The 17,738-nt window shown below is 56.1% G+C and carries 14 protein-coding genes; all 14 read right to left on the bottom strand.

The window, feature by feature from the left end:
* Window positions 1-26: 26 nt before the first annotated feature.
* Window positions 27-914 (bottom strand): permease-like cell division protein FtsX, encoded by an 888-nt coding sequence (gene ftsX, locus DW724_RS00320; RefSeq protein WP_118760314.1) that lies wholly within the window; start codon window positions 912-914, stop codon window positions 27-29.
* The gene (ftsE, locus tag DW724_RS00315) at window positions 911-1,591 is read right to left on the bottom strand and encodes a cell division ATP-binding protein FtsE (protein WP_110436343.1); all 681 of its coding nucleotides are present in this window, start codon (window positions 1,589-1,591) and stop codon (window positions 911-913) included. Before ftsE ends, ftsX begins: the two co-directional genes overlap by 4 nt.
* 208 nt (window positions 1,592-1,799) lie before the next feature.
* Window positions 1,800-2,891 (bottom strand): PucR family transcriptional regulator, encoded by a 1,092-nt coding sequence (locus DW724_RS00310; RefSeq protein ID WP_117554966.1) that lies wholly within the window; start codon window positions 2,889-2,891, stop codon window positions 1,800-1,802.
* A gap of 224 nt (window positions 2,892-3,115) precedes the next feature.
* On the bottom strand, window positions 3,116-3,835 hold the full coding sequence (locus DW724_RS00305) for a pseudouridine synthase (RefSeq protein WP_118760313.1): 720 nt from the start codon (window positions 3,833-3,835) through the stop codon (window positions 3,116-3,118).
* 181 nt (window positions 3,836-4,016) lie between these two features.
* Window positions 4,017-4,505 (bottom strand): DUF4830 domain-containing protein, encoded by a 489-nt coding sequence (locus DW724_RS00300; protein ID WP_118728977.1) that lies wholly within the window; start codon window positions 4,503-4,505, stop codon window positions 4,017-4,019.
* A gap of 89 nt (window positions 4,506-4,594) precedes the next feature.
* A complete protein-coding gene (locus DW724_RS00295; protein WP_110436341.1) occupies window positions 4,595-5,536 on the bottom strand; it encodes a magnesium transporter CorA family protein in 942 nt (313 codons plus the stop codon).
* Window positions 5,537-5,886: 350 nt separating this feature from the next.
* Window positions 5,887-7,041 carry a cell division protein FtsZ gene (ftsZ, locus tag DW724_RS00290; RefSeq protein ID WP_118360333.1) on the bottom strand — a complete coding sequence of 385 codons (1,155 nt, stop codon included), beginning with the start codon at window positions 7,039-7,041 and terminating at the stop codon, window positions 5,887-5,889.
* Window positions 7,042-7,298: 257 nt separating this feature from the next.
* Window positions 7,299-8,372: a cell division protein FtsQ/DivIB gene (locus tag DW724_RS00285; protein WP_118760312.1), complete on the bottom strand. Its 1,074-nt coding sequence runs from the start codon at window positions 8,370-8,372 to the stop codon at window positions 7,299-7,301.
* An 18-nt stretch (window positions 8,373-8,390) separates the two neighbouring features.
* On the bottom strand, window positions 8,391-9,530 hold the full coding sequence (gene murG / locus DW724_RS00280; protein WP_118760311.1) for an undecaprenyldiphospho-muramoylpentapeptide beta-N-acetylglucosaminyltransferase: 1,140 nt from the start codon (window positions 9,528-9,530) through the stop codon (window positions 8,391-8,393).
* Between the two features lie 561 nt (window positions 9,531-10,091).
* Entirely contained in the window at window positions 10,092-11,360 is a 1,269-nt protein-coding gene (locus DW724_RS00275; protein WP_118760310.1) for an FtsW/RodA/SpoVE family cell cycle protein, read from the bottom strand.
* Window positions 11,361-11,382: 22 nt separating this feature from the next.
* Window positions 11,383-12,366 (bottom strand): phospho-N-acetylmuramoyl-pentapeptide-transferase, encoded by a 984-nt coding sequence (gene mraY, locus DW724_RS00270; protein ID WP_118760309.1) that lies wholly within the window; start codon window positions 12,364-12,366, stop codon window positions 11,383-11,385.
* Window positions 12,363-13,745 carry a UDP-N-acetylmuramoyl-tripeptide--D-alanyl-D-alanine ligase gene (locus DW724_RS00265; protein ID WP_118760308.1) on the bottom strand — a complete coding sequence of 461 codons (1,383 nt, stop codon included), beginning with the start codon at window positions 13,743-13,745 and terminating at the stop codon, window positions 12,363-12,365. Before DW724_RS00265 ends, mraY begins: the two co-directional genes overlap by 4 nt.
* Before the next feature lie 74 nt (window positions 13,746-13,819).
* Entirely contained in the window at window positions 13,820-15,256 is a 1,437-nt protein-coding gene (locus DW724_RS00260) for a UDP-N-acetylmuramoyl-L-alanyl-D-glutamate--2,6-diaminopimelate ligase (RefSeq protein WP_118760307.1), read from the bottom strand.
* 9 nt (window positions 15,257-15,265) lie between these two features.
* On the bottom strand, window positions 15,266-17,665 hold the full coding sequence (locus DW724_RS00255) for a penicillin-binding transpeptidase domain-containing protein (protein ID WP_118760306.1): 2,400 nt from the start codon (window positions 17,663-17,665) through the stop codon (window positions 15,266-15,268).
* Between the last annotated feature and the right edge of the window lie 73 nt (window positions 17,666-17,738).

Here is a 17,738-nt window from a genome sequence, read left to right as displayed (position 1 = left end):
GAAACATTCGCTCCTTTATGCAGTCGTTATACATCCATAAACTTGCGGATACTCGTTACCGAGCCGCCGATTCCGAACAGTGCGGCTGCACCTGCGTACACGCCCAGCACCCACCAGCGCAGCACGTCGAACGAGAGCAGATGGAACGAGGACAGAGAAACCGTACCTGCCACGTTGTACAGCTCGGTGTACAGACCCCATTCCGCGAGGAAGGCCAGTCCGCCGGCAACCAGACCGAGCACCATGCCTTCGATGACAAACGGCCAGCGGATAAACCAGTTGGTTGCGCCGACCATCTTCTGGATGGAGATCTCCTCACGGCGGGCAAACATAGCCAGTTTTACCGTGTTGGAGATAATGAAGATCGAGATAACGGCCAGACCGACGATCATCGCCGCCGCGATCATGTTGAACACGCGCTGAATCTGAATCAGCTTGCGGATAACATCCTCATCCGCGCGTACGCTTGCAACCCCGTCAACCGCTTCGATTTCTTTGATCGTTGCGTCCGCCTGCGTGGAATCATTCAGGGTAAACACATAGCTGTTACGCAGCGGATTGTTGTCCGCGTTGTAATCCTCGAGGATGTCTGCGTCGTCGCCCAGTTCCTTGCGGTACTGTTCAAGCGCGACATCGCGGTCCTCGAAGGTGATCGACGCAATGTTGTCGATCTTTTCGAACTGCGTCTGCAGCGTTTTCGCCTCACGCGTGGTGAGCGAATCGTCAATCCAGACTACGATCTGGTTGGACTGCTGCAGTCTCGTAATGTTATTCGTAATGTTGTAGGCCACCAGCGTAACCGTGCCCGTCAGCAGCAGGCTTACGACCATGATTACCACGGCCGCCACGGACATGAAGCCGTGCTTAAAAATGTTGCGCAGGCCTTCCTTCCAATAGTAAGCGATTGATCTCATATCTGATAATACCCACCTGTCTGATCACTGATGACTTCACCGTTGTCGATCACAACAACGCGCTTTTCAAATTCGTCTACCAGACCCTTTTCGTGCGTTACGATCAGCACGGTCGTACCAAGCTCGTTGATCTTTTCAAACAGGGTCATCAGCTCCAGCGAACGCGCTGGATCAAGGTTGCCGGTCGGCTCGTCCGCGATGATGAGGCGCGGGTTGTTGACCAGCGCACGCGCGATTGCGACACGCTGCTGCTCACCGCCGGAAAGATTCATCGGCTTCTCGTGCGCCTTGTCGGCCAGACCGACCAGATCGAGCACATACGGCACGCGCTGCTTGATGGCCTTGCCCTTGGCGCCAATGGCGCGCATGGCAAATGCGACGTTCTCGTAAACGGTTTTGGTGTTGATCAGGCGAAAATCCTGATAGACAACGCCCAATGTACGGCGCAGATACGGAATCTGCCGCTTTTTCATTCTGCCGATATCGTAGTTGTTGACGATAACGCGGCCTTCGCTCGGCCGAACCTCACCGGTCAGCAGCTTGATGATCGTGGTTTTACCCGAGCCGGACGCGCCGACCAGAAAGACAAATTCTCCCTCGTCTACACGCAGACTCGCCTTGTTCACCGCCCGGGTCCCGTTTTCGTAAACCACGGTGGCTTCACTCATTCGTATCACAGGCAATCCTCCTCGGTGCCAACGCAGAAGGCGTGCGAATGCCCCGGATTGGGCATTTTCGCCTTCCAGCAAACAAAAAAGACAAAGGTGTAAACATATACACCTTTGTCTATTATAACAGATATCATGTTTATGTGCAAGCCGACAAACTGTGGCATTATTGCACAATTTACGCTTTTTCTGTGTAGATTTTATGAACAGACAGCGATTATCTGGTACCTTCTTCGCGGCTTGCAAGGTATTTTCGAACCATGAGCGCTACCTTAAATACGATCGCGTGATCGAACTCACGCAGGTCCAGACCGGTCAGCTTTTTGATCTTCTCAAGGCGGTACACCAGCGTATTGCGGTGTACGAACAGCTTGCGCGACGTCTCGGATACGTTCAGGTTGTTCTCGAAGAACTTCTGAATGGTGAACAGCGTCTCCTGATCGAGCGAGTCGATCGAGCCCTTGCGGAATACTTCGGACAGGAACATCTCACACAGCGTGATCGGCAGCTGATAGATCAGACGGCCAATGCCCAGATTCTCGAAGCTGATGATGTTCTTCTCGGTGTCAAATACCGCACCGACCTCGATTGCGGTCGTAGCCTCCTTGAAAGACTTTGCGATATCCTTCATCTGAGAGGATACCGAGCCGATGCCGATCAGGCACTTGACCGACAGCTCGCTGAGCAGCGTCTCCTCGATAGAGCCTGCCAGCTTGACCAGATCCTTGATCTCACTGCCTGCCTTGACCTCCTTGACAACAACGATGTCCGTCTCGGAGATATGCAGCACGAAATCCTTCTGCTTGTCCGGGAACATGCCGTTTACCACGTCGATCGCGGCAACATCAGCCGGCGCCTGCTGGCGCACGAGGAATACCACGCGCGGCACATCGTTGCCGAAGTGCAGCTCGCGGGACTTGATATAAATATCGCCCGGCAGGATATTATCCAGAATGATATTCTTTACGAAGGTAGCCTTGTCGTGCTTTTCGTCATACAGCGTCTTGATATTGTTGATCGAAACCGCAACCAGCGAACAGATACTGCGCGCCAGTTCGTCCTCGCCCTGTACGAATACAGCGTATTCCAGACGCGACGCACGGTCGCCCGTTGTATGATAAGTATAACCGCCGAAACGAACGATCTCGCCGGCGAAGCCCAGCTCAGTGATTGCTTCCTCCCGCATTTCACCGATACGAGGCAGATCGGTACATGCTACGACCGCACCGCTTGCGTCAACAATGCCGATCGTACGATCCACCGTATCCTTCATCTGCAAAACAATCGACTGGAACAATCTCGAAGCCATTTCCATCACCTTTCCCGTCTTTTTCACGCGCCCCGGCGCTTTACTCCGCATCCGTTCGCCGAAACGCTTACTCTTTATGGTGTTCTCACCGTTAATGGTGATTCTGCCTATGACATTCTTCACAAGAACGCCAAAAGTTCCCTATACATTTTAAGTCATTATATCACATGTCCGCGCATTTTTGTACAAAAAACTCAAAAAAATTTGTAGATTTTTTAAGTTTTTCAAGTTTGCGAGGTAAGTTTTTCCAATTCCTCCTGTGTCAGTTCCCGAAATTCGCCGGGCGCGAGTGTTTTATCCAGCCAGAGACCACCCAGCCGCAGGCGTTTGAGCGCCGTTACCGTACCGCCGACTGCCGCGATCATGCGCTTGACCTGATGGTATTTGCCCTCTTTGAGCGTCACACGCACGCGCAGCTCCGGCTCGGTCTCGAGGATTTCCAGCTTCGCCGACTTGCATTCCGTGCCGTCCCGCAGGGTCATGCCCTGCTCGAAGCGTGAGACTGCATCCGCTGCCAGCGCGCCGTCCACGACCGCCTCGTACTCTTTTTCGACATGGCGATTCGGACTCATCAGCGCATGGCTGAGCGCGCCGTCGTCCGTGATGAGCAGCAGTCCCTCGGTGTCCTTGTCCAGCCTTCCCACCGCAAACAGGCCGCGCCGCAGCTCGGCCGGAAACAGCTCAAGCACGGTATCGTGACGCTCATCGCGGCTTGCCGTGATAACACCCATCGGCTTGTTGAGCATATAGTACCGCTGTGCGCGGTAGCGCTGCACGGTGCCATCCACCGCCGTCTGCGACCGGTCGGGATCGACCTTAAACGCCGGATCCTTCTGCACGGTGCCGTCCACCGAGACGCGTCCCGCACGAATGAGTGCCTGCACTTCCTTGCGGCTGCCGCAGTTCAGGTGGGACAGCAATTTGTCCAATCGCATCTGTGGCATTTTGTCCCCTCCGCCAATACATTTCTTTTATAAGGATAACACTTTTTCGCAAATTGCACAATAGCTAAATGCAAAAAAAGTGCAATCCCCCGAAAGTTACCAATAGATACCATAAACCTATGATAACTTTTTCGTTGAATTGCACAGTTATGCATTTTCCGAAAGTCATTGTCAACCACTGTCAGGTCTGCGGCATATCCAGCAGGCCATGCACAAATCCATCCGTCTGTGCGGATGTGATATCCGCTGCGATCAGGCGGTTGCTGCGCACCAAAAGGTTGGCGGTCACGCCCTGCTCTCCGGTAGGATAGGCGGTCAGCGCATAGGTATACAGCGTGGCGCGTTTGCCCTGATACGGCGTAAGATCCAGTCCCTGCGCCTGCTGAATAGCATTGTACTGCTCATATACCTCGTCGAAGGTGTCGGGTATCTGCACCTCCTGTGTGCCGACCGGTTCGTTCTCCACCGACCATCCGCAGGCGGTCAGCAGAGCTACCCGGTCCTCGTTCGTTTTCAGCTTTGCACTGAGCGCTGCACCTTCAGCGCTGACCGCGGTATCCGCCTCTGCCGTTTTCGGCAGCAGTGCTGCCGCGCCGACCAGCACCAGGCCGACCGCCAGCACGCCCACTACAATTTTCCTCACCGATACCTTTGCCGCAAAAACGATCATGGCATTGTCCCTCCTGCTTTTACTTTATCCTATGTGTACAGAAGGCAAAAAAGAACGCCTCCGAGTATTTCTCGGAAGCGCAGCTTGTATCAGTCCAGATTTTTCTTCTTCAGCATCCACCATGCAAAGAAGCAGCCGACCACTGTAATGGCCAGCGGCATCCACCAGACCCAGTCGCCCGGTATCTGTCCTTCGCCGATATTCATACCGAAGAAGCCGAACACGATATTCGGAATCGTCATGATGATGGTCAGGATGGTCAAAACCTTCATGATGATATTCAGATTGTTGGAAACGACGGAAGCATAAGCATCCATCGTACCCGCCATAATGTTGGAATAGATATTCGCCATCTCGATGGCCTGACGGACCTCGATCAGCGCGTCCTCCAGAATGTCGCGGTCGTCCTCATACAGCTTGAGCACGCGGCCGCGCAGCACCTTTTCCATCGTAACCTCGTTGCCCTTGAGGGACGAGGAGAAGTAAACCAGCGATTTACTCAGTCCGAGCAGCTGGATCAGCTCCTCGTTTTTGAGGGAGTCGTACAGGCGCTTCTCGATGCGGGTAAAGTCGCGCTCGATCATACGCAGATTTTTCAGGAATCGACCTGCAATGCGGAGCAGAATCTGGAACACAAAGCGCGTCTTGAGCGAGGTATGCACGCCCTTTACCGCACCTTCCGCGATGGAGCGCAGGATGATGCTGTCCTCCAGACAAACCGTGATGACCGCATTCTGCGCCACGACAATACCCATAGGAATGGTGGTGAACATCTGTCCGCCGTCCTCAACCGAGCTTTTCTCCACCATCGGGATATCGACGATCATGAGAAGCTGCTCGTCCTCGGTATCGACACGCGAGCTTTCCTCCGGGTCGAGCGCCGCGCGAACAAACTCTTCCTCAACCTGAGCCGCCTGCGCGATCTGCTCCAGCTCGTCCGAGCTGGGATGCACCATGTTGACCCAGCAGCCCTCGGTGAACTCGCTCACTTCTGTGATGCGGCCGTCCACCGTTTTGAAAAATTCAACCATATTATACCGCCTTTCAGCAGCGGCACTCCTCGAAAATGCCACCGCGAGTAATATTCATCTGTCTACTTCCAGGGTCCGTACTCACGGTGATCACTCTCCTTTAATATGGATTTCATTTAAGGCAATACCGCATAATTGAACAAGAGCGATTTGCGAATAAATTTTGCGTACTGATGAGGCGCGGTTTCGCAGCAATACTTGCCGTATTGCAAGAAATCGCAACAAAATCAGAATACAAAATTTCCGCAAAGCGCCGCTGCTTTAATTGTGCGGTGTTGCCTTAAAATTAACCTTCCCATACCTGACAAAACAGCCCTGTTACGGGCTGTTTTGAATAGCTATCAGTTAGATTATCGGTTGTCCTTATCGAAGATGCGCATCAGAACATCAAATGCAGCATCGTCAGAGCCAACATCGGACGACGGCTTGGAAGCGGTTGCGCGAGCCGGCTTCTTGTCAGCCGCTGCGGTAGCAGCCTCGGTGAACAGGCCGGTGGAGCCGGAAGCCTTGTCCTTATTGCCGTCCATGCTCATCTTTGCGGAGTTCGGAACATTGTCGAAACCGGTTGCGATTACAACAACGCGGATCTCGTCGTCCATGTTCTCGTCGATGAATGCACCGAAGATGATGTGTGCATCCGGATGAGCCGCCTGCTGAACCATAGTAGCTGCGGTCTCAACCTCGTCGAGACCGATATCGTCAGAGCCGATAACGGAAACGATAACGCCGTGTGCCATGTCGATCGAGGTCTCGAGCAGCGGGCTGGAAATTGCCTCGCGTGCAGCCTCTGCAGCCTTGTCCTTGCCTGCAGCGGAGCCGGTGCCGATGTGAGCAAAGCCTGCGTCCTTCATGACGGAGGTAACGTCCGCGAAGTCCAGGTTGATGAAGCCCGGAACGGTGATCAGCTCGGAAATGTTCTTAACTGCCTGACGCAGAACGCCGTCAGCAATCTCGAATGCGTTCTTGAAGGTGATCTTCTGCTCGGATACATACTTCAGACGCTCGTTCGGGATGATAACGAGGGAGTCTACATTCTTGTTCAGCTCTTCGATGCCGCTCAGCGCCTGCTCGAGACGCTTCTTGCCCTCGAATGCGAACGGACGGGTAACAACGCCGACCGTCAGGATGCCCAGCTCACGAGCGATCTGTGCAACAACCGGAGCTGCGCCGGTGCCGGTGCCGCCGCCCATGCCGGCAGTGATAAATACCATATTGGTGTTAGCGAGAGCCGCTGCGATCTGATCCTTGCTCTCCTCAGCAGCCTTGCGGCCGATCTCCGGATTTGCGCCTGCGCCCTGACCCTTGGTCAGCTTCTCGCCGATCTGGATCTTCGTGCTGGCCTGCGAATAATTCAGAGCCTGCATATCCGTGTTGATGGAAACGAACTCAACACCCTGTACACCGTTCTCGACCATGCGGTTTACAGCGTTGCCGCCGCCGCCGCCGACACCGATGACCTTAATGTTTACTACGTTATCCAAGCCCTGTTCAAACTCAAAACCCATTGTCGTTGTCCTCCGTTTTATGATAAAGAATCGTTCTTTGATTATCAATTACCGCGTTTGAGGGCACTTCGCCCCTATTGTTTTAATTTTACCTCGATTTATTCTATTTTGCAACAGGAATTAGCGAATTCCTCAAAAAAAACTTAATCTTTTCCGTGTCTTTCCCGCAAACCGGCGGCCGATACGGAAAAAGGCTGTATTTTTTCGCGTTTTCCCTTGTGTTTTCGGTTATTTTCGCCAGTATAGGCAGAAAAAACTCAGCCTTCGCCATCGTAGCTGTCGTCATAATAGCTGTCATCGTAATACGATTCGTCGTAGGAATCGTCGTAGCTGCCGTCATCGTAGGAATCGTCATAGGACGAATCGTCCGAGTAATCCGAATCATCGGAATCATCCGAGTTATCCGAACTATCCGAGCTGTCACTGCTCGAATCGGTCGAATCATCGCCGTTCGTATTGTCGGTCGTGCCGACTTCGCCGTCCGGATTGGTGTACGCCGGCGAGGTCACCGGATTGTCACCTGCCTGGTCGGTACCGGAGCGTGCTACATCCTCCGCCGTCTCCGGCACAAAGTGCAGACGGTTCTGCGCATCCCAGTACAGCCGCCCGATATCCGATGCCGAAAGGCGATCGCTGATAACGGTCTGTGCAAACCGAATACGGTACGTCAGATCGTCCAGTGCGCCTGCACGAATGTCGAACCGCTTGTCATAGCCGATGCGCACATCGGTCAGGTCGTTCAGATTGAGGAAGCTCATCTTTTCGAGCAGACCGGCAGCATCCATGTTCTCCAGCACGTTCAGCATGGCGTCAACGTGTGCATCCGTGCCGGTAGCAAGGAAATCCCCCATCTGCGCATTCAGCGTAACGCCGAGCACGATCGGCAGACCGCCGTCTGCGGCGTTGTTCTCGAGCACCTTGCCGCCCGCACTGATATAAGTGAACGTGTTATCCTCATTCCTCACGGCAGCCGCCGCTGTGCATTCGGTGACAGTCAGCACCAGTCCATCCGGCAGCCTGCGGCGCAGCTGTGCGCTTTCCAGATACGGGAAGCTGTGCATCAGGTCGGACAATACGCGGTTTTTGTTCCACAGATAGAGATTATCGCCCTTTTGAACATCCATACCGGCGATCAGCTCCTCCGAGCCGTACTGCTTGGCGCCTTCCACCGAAATGGTCTTAACCTTGAAGAACACGGTCATCGCCACCACGGCAGCCGCCAGAACAATACCGGTCAGCAGCACGCGTCCCAGCACACGAAAGATTTTCCTGCCGCGGCGCTGCTGCTCCATCCGGTCGGGCGTGTGCTTTTTTCGCCTTCTGCGTCTCATCACAGCATCCCTTCTTTGTTACTTCTTGCCATGGTTTTCGATTGCCCAGAGGATCTCCTGATAGATCTTCTCGCTTGCATCGTGCGCCGCCAGCTTTGTCGCGTCGCGCCCCATCCGGTGCAGACGGTCGCGGTCGCTCAGCAGATTCTGAATCTCGTCGTACAGCACCTGCGGGTTGGCATCCTTCTCGAGCAGAACACGGCAGCCGCCCTCCTTTTCGAGCGCGCGCGCGTTCTTCTCCTGGTGGTTCTCCGCCACATACGGAGACGGCACCAGCAGTGCCGGACGGCCGAGCATGCACAGCTCACCGAGGGTAGCCGCACCTGCGCGGCACACGATCAGGTCAGCCGCCGCCATGCGGTCGGCCATGTCGTAGATGTACTCGGTCACTTCGATGTTCGGGTGCGCGTCAAAGTCGGCGCCCTGCTCCTTCGCCATCCTGGGCAGCCACTCACGGGCCGCCGCACCGGTTGCGTGAACATGATGATAGGACACGCCGTTTTTGCATTCGAGCGCCAGCTCACCCGCCATGTGCTCGTTCATGTACTTTGCACCCATCGAGCCCCAGAAGGATACGACCAGCTGGTCATCATCGGTCAGACCGAACTTCTCGCGTGCCTTTGCGCGGTCTGCCGCCAGAATCTCACCGCGCACCGGCGCACCGGTCAGAATGATCTTATCTCCGCCGCCGAGCAGCTCCTTTGCCTGTTCAAAGCAAACGAGTACGCGGTCCGCGTCCTTTGCGAGCATCTGCGTTACCTTGCCGGGCAGCGCATTGACCTCGAGCAGAACAGTCGGAATGCCGAGCTGCTGTGCCGCGCGTACCACCGCGAACGACGCGTAGCCGCCGCAGCCGATCACGCAGTCCGGCTTGGCCTGTTTCAGCAGCTTCTTCGCCTTGCTGACCGCCGAGACAGCCAGCTTTGCCGCCTTCAGATTGTGCAGAATGCCCTTCGGGCTCATCGAGCGCGACATGCCGATGATCTCGATGGTGTCCAGCGGGTATCCCTCACGCGGGACCAGCTTATTTTCAATGCCGCGTGCCGAACCGGCAAAACGCACCGTCGTCTGCGGCTGCTTTTTTTCAAAATAACGTGCAATGGCAAGACCCGGTGTAACGTGACCGCCCGTGCCGCCTCCCGTAATGTACAGTTTCAAAACTGAGTTCCCCTCTCCTGTCTGTTACTTTTCAAATGCAAGGTAGGATCACATGGTCCGGCAAAGCCTGTTTACCGGATCATGTGGTACTGCCTGACAGTTTGCTGTCGCGAAACTACAGTTTCGCCGACAAGCAGGAACGGACCGCAGGCCGTTCCAAAGTCGTCCGAAAGTTCCCATACGGAAACTTTCTCCCTCCCAAAGTCAAAAAATCCTGCGCTATCCTTGCGCGGCTTCTCGGCCGCGCTGCGCCGATACATGCTCCCGCTTTTTTGGCATTTGCTATGCAAATGCTATTAAATACGCGCTATTGCGCGAAAAGAGCCAAATTGTTATTTTCTGCTTTTGAACAAACCGAAGGCTGTTTGTATGCTGCAAACAGCCTTGAGGCAACACCACACAATTAAACTGCGGCGCTTTACGGAAATTTTGCGTCCTGATGTCGTTGCATTTTTTTGCAATACATCAAGTATTGCTGCAAAACCGCGCCTAATCAGCACGCAAAATTTACTCGCAAATCGCTCTTGTTCAATTATGTGGTATTGCCTCCATCGGCATAACTTAATCCTGATTTCTTCCGTCAATCCGCATATACCGCGATATATTGAGCAGGATGCCCATCTCGCCGAGCTGCAGCAGCAACGCTGTGCCGCCATAGCTGAAAAACGGCAGAGCCGCGCCGGTTACCGGCATGATGCCGGTGACAACGAACAGGTTCATCAGCGTCTGGATCGCCAGCTTGGCGGTGATGCCGGTCGCCAGAAGACTGCCGAATTTATCCGGTGCATAGCGCGCCACACGGAATCCGCGGTAAATAAGGTACGCGAACAGCAGAATAACCAGCAGAGCGCCGATCAGACCCATCTCCTCGCACCAGGTGGCGAAGATGAAGTCGTTATGCGGCTCCGGCAGGTACAGCTGCTTCTGCAGTCCGTTGCCGAGTCCGCGGCCGAGCAGGCCGCCCGAGCCGATGGCGATCTGGCTCATCGAGCCTTGCAGACCTTTGTTCGCCATATCCGAAAACGGATTGAGCCAGACCTCAAAACGGTCTCGTACATGCTTAAACGCAACATAGAATGCCGCAACTACGCCTGCACCCAGTCCCAGAATCGGCGCAAAGTACCACAGGCGCATGCCGCCTGCCAGCAGGATGATAATGCCGATGCCGCAGATGATGATCATCGCCGAGGTATGTGGCTCCAGGTACAGCAGACCGATGTACAGCGCCAGCAGCAGACCGTACGGCTGCACCATGGTCTTGACGCTGCGCACGCTCTTCGGGTCACGCGCCACCCAGTAGGAAAAGCAGATGATGACGGTCAGCTTTGCGATCTCAGACGGCTGAAAGCCGAACAGCCAGCGTTGTGCATTATTAACCGTTGTACCGATGCCCGGTATCACAACCAGAATCAGCAGCGCGACCGATATCCACATGATGATGTTGTGAATGCCCGCGTACATGCGGTACGGAATCTTGGAAAGAACGATCATCGCCGCAAGACCGATCGCGGCGAAAATGCCCTGACGCATGATAAAGTATGTCGCGCTGCCCTTGTAGAACATCGCGTTGGTATAGCTTGCCGAGAACAGCGCGATCAGACCGGTGATCAGCAGCAGCAGCACCGAGAAGAACACACCGGTATCCCAGATGTGCGCCTTCATGCTGCGCATGCGTCTGCGCTTCGGCTTTGCGGTGCCGGTATGGTAACGCTCCTTCGGCACCGGCTCCCGCGAAGGACGCGCCGGTTTGCCGCTCGGCGCATTCCGCGGCATGGGACGGCGCGATGCCGGCCGGTGCTGCGGATTCGTCTTTCCAGTTGTCGAAGCCATAGGGTTACCTCCGAATTACGAATTAAAACAGCGGTGCGAGCGCCACATGGTAGGCCAGCAGGCACAGCACAACCGTGATGCCGGTGAATACCAGCACGATTTTCTTCTCGCACCAGCCGCACATTTCAAAGTGGTGGTGGATCGGCGCCATCTTGAACAGGCGCTTGCCGTGGGTCGCCTTGAAGTAGGTGACCTGCAGGATAACGGACAGCGTTTCGATGATGTAGATCAAGCCGACCAGCAGCAGGATGAGCGGCATTTCACACGCAAATGCCAGACCGGCAACCGCACCGCCGAGGAACAGCGAGCCGGTATCGCCCATGAACACCTTGGCCGGATTGAAGTTATAGCGCAGGAAGCCCAGCAGCGCACCCGCGAGTGCCGCCGAGAAGATCACAACGCCCATATCTCCGCGACGGAAGCCGACGAACACGAAGAAGATGGCAACCGGAAGTGTAACGCTTGCCGCCAGACCGTCGATGCCGTCGGTCAGATTGACGGCGTTGTCCGCGCCGACGATAACGAAGGCCGCGAACACGATGTACAGCGGCCACGGCCAGCTGAACGAAATGCCCGTGAACGGAATCCACAGCTGCGGCAGACCGCTCGACCCCAGGAACAGTACGAGGATGAACACGCCGGCAACCAGAATCTGGAGCACCAGCTTCTGCTTCGGGGTCAGACCCGCGTTTTCCTTTTTCTTGATCTTAGCGTAGTCATCGACCAGACCGACCGCACCGTACGCCACGGCAAGGCCAAGCACCGCAAGCGACGAGACCGAAATCTCACCCATCACGATATTGCCGATAATGACTGCCGCCGCGATACCGATAATGAACATAAATCCGCCCATTGTCGGAATATTCTGTTTGTTCATGTGCCATTTCGGTCCGATTTCGAGAATCTTCTGACCGAATTTCATTTTTCGCAGATAATTGATGACCGCCGGACCGATAGCCAGCGTAATCACCAGTGCGATCGCGAAAACAAGCACAGCCTGTTTCATGCTTCAACTTCCTCCCCTAAAAACATTGCAAGTGCGCGTTCCATGCGCATGCCGCGGCTGCCCTTGAACAGCAGCGCGTCTCCTTTTTTCGCGTCCTCGCGCAGTGCCGCGACAAGTGCGGTCTGGTCGTCGAACGCATACGCATGCTCCATGCCCTTCTCCCTGGCACCGGCTACCATGGCCGCTGCGTCCGGACCGTAGGCGTACAGGGCGTCCGCGTACTGCGCCGCCGCACGACCGGCACGGCGATGACCTTCCTCGGCGTAATCGCCAAGCTCGAGCATCGAGCCGAGAACCGCAAACCGGCGGCCGTCCCCGGCCATGCCGCCGAGCACGGACAGCGTAGCCTCCATCGCATCCGGACTTGCGTTGTAGCAGTCCGCATAGATGTGATAGCCATCCTGCTCATAGATGTTCTGGCGCATGCCGCTTGCCTGATAGCTGACAAGTCCCTGCGCGATCAGCGCGGGTGTTTCACCGAGCAGCAGACCGACGGCTGCCGCCGCCAGTGCATTGAGCACGTTATGCTTGCCCGGAATACTCAGCTTCGCGGTGAATTTCTCTCCGACCGGCAGGTGCGCCGCAGCAAGACCGTTATTTACTATATCAAATGTACCGTCGCTGTGCAAGTGTGCAATGAGGTCGCAGGCGGAATTTTCGATGCCATAAGTTACCACCTTGTAGCCGAGGCTGCCGCGTTTGTCCCACAGAAGCGGCTCATCGCCGCAGAGAACAGCCGTGCCGCCCTCCTGCAGACCCTCGAGAATCTCCAGCTTGGCCTTGCAGATGCCCTCACGCGAGCCGAGGAACTCGATATGCGAGGTGCCGATATTGGTGATAACCGCCAGATTCGGTCTGGCAGCCGCCGTCATGCGGGAAAGCTCACCGAAATGGTTCATGCCCATCTCGGCTACCAGCACTTCAGTATCCCTGGTCATACGCATGAGCGTCAGCGGCAGACCGATCTCATTATTCAGGTTGCCTTCTGTCTTCTGTGCGTGGAAACCCTGCGAGAGAACAGCATACAGCAGCTCCTTGGTGGTGGTCTTGCCGACCGAGCCGGTCACGCCGACGACTTTGCCACCGCACATCGTGCGGTAGCCGCCCGCGAGGTCAAGCAGCGCCTGCGAGGTGTTCTCAACGTACAGCGTCGGCACCGGATACTCCTCATTCTCGCGGTGGCTCATCACGGCGGCCGCTCCGTTCTCGATGGCCTTGCCGATGAAATCGTGCGCGTCAAACCGTTCGCCCTTAATCGGCAGGAACAGCGCCTCCGGCGGAATCTGCCGCGAATCGGTCGTGACCGCCGTCAGAGCCGCCTCACCCTTCGCTTCGCCGTGTGTCCATGCCGCCGCCTGCGCTAATGTAAATCGTTCCATGCCGTTTCCCCCAGTTGGTTTTACTTTTGCTTTATTGAGCGTAGGGGCGCACAGTGTGCGCCCGTCTGCCGCTCTTACTTATTGAAAAAATCCGCTACGATCTCGCGTTCATCCATGTGGTGCTTCACATGGTTTACTTCCTGATAGGTCTCATGTCCCTTGCCCATCAGCACGATGATATCGTCCTTCTGTGCGTGTGCAAGTGCCCAGTGGATCGCCTCCGGACGATCGACAATGACCTGCATCGGCGTATCCGAATCCTTCATGCCCTCGAGAATGTCATCAATGATGGCCTTCGGCTCCTCGGTGCGCGGATTATCGCTCGTTACAACGCAGAAGTCCGCGAGATCCGCCGCAATTTTACCCATCTTCGGGCGCTTGGTGCGGTCACGGTCGCCGCCGCAGCCGAACAGAGCAACAACACGGCCCTTTGCAAAGCCGCGAACGGCCTTGAGCACGTTCTCCACGCCGTCCGGTGAATGTGCGTAGTCGATGAGCACGGTGTAATCCGTATCGGTCGGCACGACCTCAACACGGCCCTTAACGCCGGTTGCGGTTGCCATGGACTTCGCCGCAGCCGCAAGCGGCATGCCGAGCTGCAGCACGATGCCGAGTGCGGTCAGTGCATTCTCGACCGAGAAATGACCCGGAATCGGCAGCTTGACATCTGCCTTTTCACCCTGATACTGCGCGGTAAACTCCACGCCATCCGCATGCATCTGCAGGTCTGTGGCTTCGAGATCGGCCTCCGGCTTGCCGCAGGAGAAGGTCATGCACGGGCACTTTGCGTCCGCGAGCATCTTCTCCGCCGCAGCGTCATCCAGATTGATAACACCCTTCTTACTGATGGAGAACAGCAGCGCCTTTGCCTTGCGGTACTCCTCCATGGTCTTGTGGAAATCGAGGTGATCCTGCGTCAGATTGGTAAACGCGCCAACCGCAAACGGAATGCCGTGCACGCGGTCAAGCACCAGAGAGTGCGAGGAAACCTCCATGATCACATGCGTGCAGCCTGCGTCTCTCATGCGGGCAAACAGCGCGTGCAGCTCGTAGGATTCCGGCGTGGTGCGCTCGGTTTCGATCACTTCATCACCGATGAGGTTCTGGTTGGTGCCGATCAGACCCACCTTGTGGCCTGCGTCCTCAAGCATGTGCTTGACGAGGTAGGTCGTGGTGGTCTTGCCGTTGGTGCCGGTCACGCCGAGCATGACCATGCTCTCCGCCGGATGACCGAAGCGGTTTTCCGCGATCTCAGCCAGCGCAATACGGGAATTCTCCACAACGACTGCGGGAACGCCCTCCGGCGCCTCCTCGCAGACAACGGCTGCCGCGCCCTGCTCCATCGCCTTGGCGATGTACTTGTGGCCATCGGTCGCGTAGCCGCGGATGGCTACAAACAGGTCGCCCGGCTGTACCGCGCGGGAGTCGTAACGCACTTCCTTGATGTCAACATCCTGTGCGGCAGTGCTGTTTTTCACTGCTACATCCTTCAAAAGTTCCTGTAATTTCATAATTTCCTCCTATCGGTCGTTGACCGTCGTTGTATCGGAAAATTCTACCGTGACAACCGCACCGAGGCTTACCTTGGTACCGGCCTCCGGACTCTGCTTGGTCGCGGTAGTGTCGCCTGTGATCTGCGCGGACGAAACACCCTTCTGCTTGAGGTACAGACCGTACTCCTCCAGCGTATCGCGGCACTCATCCGGCGACATGCCGGACAGATTGGGCACTTCAACGGCCTCAGTCGGCTTTTCCTCGCCCATGTAGACGATAACCTTGCCGCTGGCCGCAATGCGCATGCCTGCATTCGGCACCTGATCGGTGACGGTATCGCCGTCGCCCTTGATGATGCAGTCAAAGCCTGCGTCGGACAGCGTGGAAATCGCATCGTCGCGCGTCTTGCCGGATACACTCGGCACGGTCAGCTCACGGCGGTCGCTCTCGCTGTCGTCATAGACCGGCGTAATGCCGATATACGGCAGCACATCCTCCATGATGCGGCCGACAACCGGAGCGGCGATCGTACCGCCGGTATGCGTTGCGGATTCCGGCAGGTCGTTGATGGAGACCAGAACCGCGATCTGCGGGTCGTCCATCGGCGCTACGCCGATGAAGGAGGCCGTGTAGCGGTCCTCGGTATCGAGCACCTTGCCGTCACTGTCGTATTCGGGCTGAATCTCGGAGGTCGCAGTCTTGCCGCCGACGCGGTAGCCGGGCACATACGCGTTCTTGCCGGTGCCGTTTGCGACAACCTGCTCCATCGCCCCGCGCATGTAAGCGGAGGTATCCTCGGAAATGACCTGACGGACCACCTCGGTCTCATTCGTGGACTTGACCGAGCCGTCTCCGCTCAGCACTTCCTTGACGACGTACGGCTTTTTCAGCTTGCCGTCGTCCACAATCGCGCAGACCATGTTCAGCATCTGAATCGGCGTTACCGTGAAGCGCTGACCGAACGATGCGGTCGCCAGTGCGACTTCGTTCCAGTCACTGGCAACATCCAGCTTGTGGAACTGACCCTTGCCCTCACCCGGCAGGTCGATGCCGGTCGGCTCGGTCAGGCCGAACGCCTTGTAAAAGTTATAAAACCGATCCATGCCGACGCTCTGGGCAATCTGCATCATCGCTACGTTGCAGGAATTCATCAAGGCTTCGGTCAGCGTCTGCATGCCGTGGCCGCTTGTGTTTGCACACTTGATCTCCCAGTTCTCCACCTGCAGGGAGCCACCGCAGTAGTAGGTGTCCTCGGCATGGGTAGCACCCAGATCATACGCGGTGGAGACCGTCATCAGCTTGAAGGTGGAGCCCGGCTCGTAGTTATCCGCGATAACCGGATTGCGCCAGGTTTTCATCAGGATATTGACGCGGGCGCTGCCCAGCTCATCCACCAGATCAGAATTGTCATGAATCGCCTCCGGCAGATTGTCCAGACCGCCCTTCTCATACCAGGCATCCGGAATTTCGACCTTTACGTTCTCTTCCTTGAGAATTTTCGCAACATTTTCCTTGAGTTCGTTGATATACTTGTCGCTCGTCAGCTTGTAGGCATCGTTCGGGTCAAAGTCCGGCAGGTTCGCCATGGCGAGCACCTCACCGGTCTTGACGTCCATGACGATGCCGGAAACGCCGTCTCGCGCCTCCGGATTGTCGGCAAGTGCGGTCTCGAGGTGCTTTTCCAGATAGTTCTGGATATCGCTGTCGATGGTCAGCACCAGCGAGTTGCCGTCGGTTGCCGGAATGTACTGCTGGGTTTCCGGCATAATGTCCTTGTTCTGCTGGTTCTGCACGCGCACCAGACGGCCCGCCGTGCCGGAAAGCTCGTCGTTATACTCGGATTCCAGGCCGTACGCGCCGTTGTTGTCGCTGCCGACGTATCCCAGAACCGCAGACAGGAAGGCGCCATGCTGATAGTACCGCTTGGTATCCGGCTCAGAGTAGACGCCGGTGCAGTCTGCCGCTTCGAGCTTCTCATCCAGTTCCTTGGATACGTCCTTATCGACCTTCTGCGCGATAATTTCGTACTGCGAGTTCGTCTTCCGGAGCTTCTCCATCACGGTATCGTAATCCACATCCAGCGTTTCGGACAGGATGGTCGCAAGCGTCTGCTGCTGACTTTCCGCCGTGATGCCCTTCTTGACCTTGCTCTCGTCCACAACGGCCTTCGGATCGACCGTAATGCGCTCTACAGCGGCGGATTCAGCCAGAACCTGCATGTTCGCGTCGTAGATCTTGCCGCGGTTGGGCGTGATGAATGTGTCGCGCGTCTGCAGCGCTGTCGCCTGCTGCACATAGAAATCGTGATTGAATACCTGCATATACAGCAGCCGCACGCCTACCAGCCCGAAACCGATCAGTGCAAACAGCACGGTCAGTCCGCGGATACGCGTGCGCATTTGATGGTTGGGTCCCTTAACTGCCATTTAGTCAGCCTCCATATTGTTCCTGAAAAAGCGTAAGGAGTCAGAAGTTATCCACCTCTCACTCCCCTGTACG

The organism is Butyricicoccus sp. AM27-36 (assembly GCF_003480945.1).
Taxonomy (GTDB): domain Bacteria; phylum Bacillota; class Clostridia; order Oscillospirales; family Butyricicoccaceae; genus Agathobaculum; species Agathobaculum butyriciproducens.
Note: the sequence above shows the minus strand (reverse complement) of the source record. Positions and strands in the feature narration are given on the sequence as shown.

Coding starts and splice junctions, on each gene's coding strand:
- DW724_RS00255 (WP_118760306.1), bottom strand. CDS start 17,665: ATGGCAGTTAAGGGACCCAACCATCAAATGCGCACGCGTATCCGCGGA.
- DW724_RS00300 (WP_118728977.1), bottom strand. CDS start 4,505: ATGATCGTTTTTGCGGCAAAGGTATCGGTGAGGAAAATTGTAGTGGGC.
- DW724_RS00285 (WP_118760312.1), bottom strand. CDS start 8,372: ATGAGACGCAGAAGGCGAAAAAAGCACACGCCCGACCGGATGGAGCAG.
- DW724_RS00260 (WP_118760307.1), bottom strand. CDS start 15,256: ATGAAATTACAGGAACTTTTGAAGGATGTAGCAGTGAAAAACAGCACT.
- DW724_RS00310 (WP_117554966.1), bottom strand. CDS start 2,891: ATGGCTTCGAGATTGTTCCAGTCGATTGTTTTGCAGATGAAGGATACG.
- ftsZ (WP_118360333.1), bottom strand. CDS start 7,041: ATGGGTTTTGAGTTTGAACAGGGCTTGGATAACGTAGTAAACATTAAG.
- DW724_RS00295 (WP_110436341.1), bottom strand. CDS start 5,536: ATGGTTGAATTTTTCAAAACGGTGGACGGCCGCATCACAGAAGTGAGC.
- DW724_RS00275 (WP_118760310.1), bottom strand. CDS start 11,360: ATGGCTTCGACAACTGGAAAGACGAATCCGCAGCACCGGCCGGCATCG.
- DW724_RS00305 (WP_118760313.1), bottom strand. CDS start 3,835: ATGCCACAGATGCGATTGGACAAATTGCTGTCCCACCTGAACTGCGGC.
- ftsX (WP_118760314.1), bottom strand. CDS start 914: ATGAGATCAATCGCTTACTATTGGAAGGAAGGCCTGCGCAACATTTTT.
- mraY (WP_118760309.1), bottom strand. CDS start 12,366: ATGAAACAGGCTGTGCTTGTTTTCGCGATCGCACTGGTGATTACGCTG.
- DW724_RS00265 (WP_118760308.1), bottom strand. CDS start 13,745: ATGGAACGATTTACATTAGCGCAGGCGGCGGCATGGACACACGGCGAA.